Annotated in this window: 5 protein-coding genes; 4 read left to right on the top strand and 1 reads right to left on the bottom strand. The window is 58.5% G+C overall.

What is annotated here, in order from left to right; translation table 11 throughout:
* The first annotated feature begins 62 nt into the window (after window positions 1–62).
* The 4 genes from GGI60_RS31545 to GGI60_RS31530 all read left to right on the top strand — a co-directional run bounded on the left by GGI60_RS31545 (window position 63) and on the right by GGI60_RS31530 (window position 2,773).
* Window positions 63–470: a transposase gene (locus GGI60_RS31545; RefSeq protein WP_210314646.1), complete on the top strand. Its 408-nt coding sequence runs from the start codon at window positions 63–65 to the stop codon at window positions 468–470.
* Complete coding sequence (gene tnpB / locus GGI60_RS31540; RefSeq protein WP_183920495.1) at window positions 467–820, top strand: IS66 family insertion sequence element accessory protein TnpB; 354 nt, start codon at window positions 467–469, stop codon at window positions 818–820. Before GGI60_RS31545 ends, tnpB begins: the two co-directional genes overlap by 4 nt.
* Before the next feature lie 68 nt (window positions 821–888).
* Window positions 889–2,466: an IS66 family transposase gene (gene tnpC / locus GGI60_RS31535; RefSeq protein WP_183920493.1), complete on the top strand. Its 1,578-nt coding sequence runs from the start codon at window positions 889–891 to the stop codon at window positions 2,464–2,466.
* Between the two features lie 28 nt (window positions 2,467–2,494).
* Window positions 2,495–2,773, top strand: a complete 279-nt coding sequence (locus GGI60_RS31530) for a hypothetical protein (protein WP_183920486.1) — start codon at window positions 2,495–2,497, stop codon at window positions 2,771–2,773.
* An 84-nt stretch (window positions 2,774–2,857) separates the two neighbouring features.
* On the opposite strand, the gene GGI60_RS31525 is transcribed toward GGI60_RS31530, so the two are convergent.
* Window positions 2,858–3,295: a hypothetical protein gene (locus tag GGI60_RS31525; RefSeq protein WP_183920484.1), complete on the bottom strand. Its 438-nt coding sequence runs from the start codon at window positions 3,293–3,295 to the stop codon at window positions 2,858–2,860.
* Window positions 3,296–3,488: the final 193 nt, after the last annotated feature.

Genomic DNA, 3,488 nt, shown 5'->3' with positions numbered 1-3,488 from the left:
GTAACCGATGTTCCACTCCCACGTTGTCCTTCCTGCCCTGATCTGTGATCGGCTTTCCATGGATGAACAAAGGGAGTTTCTCCATGGAGACTACAGTGGAGGTTCTCACAACCAGGAAGCCTGGACGTGAGGTCCACCGTCATTGGCCTGATGAGGTCAAGGCGCAGATCGTTTCGGAAAGCTTGAGACCCGGCGCGATGGTGAATGAGGTCGCCGAGCGCTATGGATTGCGGGCGAACCGCCTTTCAACTTGGCGCACGATGGCGCGGCAAGGCAAGCTGGTTCTGCCCGCGCCCGAGGACGCGGTGGAGTTCGCAGCGGTCATCGTCGATCCGCCAGTCTCGGAACTGCCGATCAAAAAGACCAGCCGCCCTGAGATCATCGTCGGCGCTGTCACTATACGTCTGGAAGAAGGCGCGTCTGCTGCCCGGATCGCCGCTGTCGCGCGTGCCTGCGCGGTTCCGGCATGATCTTTCCATCGAACCGAGTTCGGATCATGGTCGCGACCAAGCCGGTCGACTTCCGCAAAGGCCATGATGGATTAGCTGCGCTGGTAAAGAACGAGCTGCACAAGGACCCATTTACAGGGACCGTCTTCGTATTCCGGTCACGCAAGGCGGACCGGTTAAAGCTAATCTACTGGGATGGCAGCGGGCTGGTGATGGCCTACAAGCGGCTGGAGGAGCACACCTTTACTTGGCCAGATATCCGGGACGGCCTGATGACCCTGGGACATGCCCAGTTCGAGGCGTTGTTTGCGGGGCTCGACTGGCGTCGGGTCCGTTCCGTTGAGGCGAGAGCGCCTAACGCCATCGAATAGGTGCGTCACGATGACTCGGGCGGCAAATTTTGACGGAGAGCGGAGCCGGAATTTGATAGATTTCCACCATGTTGGACGCTGCCGATTTGCCGGACGATATTGCTGCTCTGAAGGCGATGCTGATCGCGGCGCAAGCGCGTGAAGTCCGCAAGGATGATCGGATCGAACGGCTGGAGAAGCTGGTCGCCGCTTTCAAGCAGGCGGCCTTTGGCCGCAAATCCGAGAAGGCCGATACCGAGCAATTCGATCTCGCACTGGAGGACCTGGAAACGGCCATTGCGGCCGTCCATGCCGAAGACGAGGCCGATAGCCCTTTGGGTAAACAGCACCCCAAACCACGCGCCGCCAATCGCGGCTCTCTTCCTGCCCACCTTCCTCGTGTCGAGGAGATTATGGAGCCGGAAAGCCTAATCTGCTCCTGTGGCGGCGGCCTGCATTGCATCGGCGAGGACGTGTCCGAGCGGCTGGATGTCATTCCGGCGCAGTACCGTGTCATCGTCACCCGCCGTCCCAAATATGCCTGCCGTTCCTGCACCGACGGCGTAGCGCAGGCACCAGCACCTACCCGACTGATCCACGCCGGATTGCCGACCGAGGCGACTATAGCGCATGTCCTGGTGTCGAAGTACGCCGATCATCTGCCGCTCTACCGCCAGGCCCAGATCATGAGCCGACAGGGCATCGATCTCGACCGTTCCACGCTTGCCGATTGGGTCGGCCGGGCAGCGTTCGAACTGCGTCCGGTCTTTCATGCTCTGATCGCCGACCTGAAGCGCTCGACGAAGCTGTTCATGGACGAGACTCGTGCGCCGGTCCTCGATCCCGGCTCCCGCAAAACCAAGACCGGATATTTCTGGGCCCTGGCTCGCGATGACCGACCTTGGGGCGGAGGTGCGCCGCCAGGCGTCGCCTTCACCTATGCCCCCGGTCGAAGCGGGCAGCATGCCGAGCAGATATTGCAAGGGTTCACGGGCGTCCTTCAGGTCGACGGCTACGCCGGATATAATCGGCTGGTCGCACCGGACCGCGTCGGTCCTGACATCCGGCTTGCCTATTGCTGGGCGCATGCACGGCGCAAGCTGGTCGAGATCACCCGCACTGGCTCCGCGCCGATTGCAGAGGAAGGCGTGAAGCGGATCGGTGAACTATATCGCATCGAAGCCGAGCTGCGCGGCCTTGACCTTGAAGCTCGGTTGGCCGGAAGGCAAGCACGGTCAGCGCCTTTGATCGCAGACATGCGGACCTGGCTCACGCATCATCGTGCCCGTGTCGCTGGCAAGTCGCCGCTCGGCGAAGCTCTCGCCTATGTCGCCAAATTCTGGGATGGGCTCTGCGTCTTCCTGACTGACGGTCGCATCGAGATCGACAACAACACCGTCGAGAGAACCATCAGACCGATAGCCCTGAACCGTAAGAATGCTCTCTTCGCCGGGCACGACGCCGGAGCGGAGAACTGGGCGGCCATCGCCTCCCTCATAGAGACCTGCAAGCTCAATGCTGTCGATCCATTCGGCTACCTGGCTAGGACGCTCGCCGCCATCGTTAATGGTTACAAGCAGAGCCACATTGAAGGTCTCTTGCCGTGGAACTACCCCTCAATCTGCCCTTTGCAGACATCTGCTGTCGGGATACGCTTATCCGCGTGACTCTATGAGAGACAGAAAGGCGAGCCCCATGACATCGCCGATTTTCAGAATTTTGCGGCTCTTCGATGAAGCCGGTATCCGCTATATGCTCAATAGATATCGCGAGGATACGATTGATGTGCATGCGACCCTTGTAGGTGAGCGCATCGAGCTTTCGATATTTGAAGACGGCCATGTCGAAATGTCTCGTTTCGTTGGAAACGAGGATGTCTTGGAAGGCGATCTTATCTACGAAGTCGTGGCGGCCTACGTTCAGGAAAATGCGGAATGGGAAAAGCGCATGCGGGAACCAAATCAGGAGGCGTGACCGCTGCTGCCACCCCAGTATCGTTAGACGAACTCCCGCATACGTCGCTACCCGGCCCGAAGCGGTCTTGAGGCAATCGTAAAATCAGATTGGCTGCGAGGGCTCGTTGAAAGCTCGCGTTAAACCTCGCCCCCCGTTTGCCAGCAACTTTTTCTTATAGTCCATGCTTTGCATTGGTGGACAGTCAAGGACGGCTTGGACGAAAACCGCGGGCGGGCTGTACCAATGCGTGGCGATGTAGTGAGCGACCCCCACTGGGGAAACATAAATGCGGCCTTGGCCAGGGATGTACAGTTCACCTTTGAAAGGTACGCCATCATATTGGCAAAGATCGCAACTATGAAATCCGACGGTTGCAAAAGGTTGCCAGGGGTTTCGGCACAGCTCGGTCAGCTTCTCGTAGAAGTTCGGTGCAACCTCTCCCGTCGCATACTTCATATCTCGACTAAGCCAACCGACGCCGAACAATACAGTGTCATCGCTCCGAGTGCCCAGCCGCTCAAGATCGCGAAAATTTGCCATTCGACTTAGTTCCCTCAAAGGTGTCTTCGCAAAAATCTGTTCGCGATCGATGTCACGCGTGTCCTCTTGCGAGGAGGTTTACAAAGAATGAGAAACGTCTGCAATTGGCGCATTCCTGCCATCAATGCCGCAGGCGGTAGCTCTCAGAATCGCCTACCGCACTTGGTCAATATGGCAGGAGAACACCGCTTTC

The organism is Rhizobium lentis (assembly GCF_014200175.1).
Taxonomy (GTDB): domain Bacteria; phylum Pseudomonadota; class Alphaproteobacteria; order Rhizobiales; family Rhizobiaceae; genus Rhizobium; species Rhizobium mulingense.
Note: the sequence above shows the minus strand (reverse complement) of the source record. Positions and strands in the feature narration are given on the sequence as shown.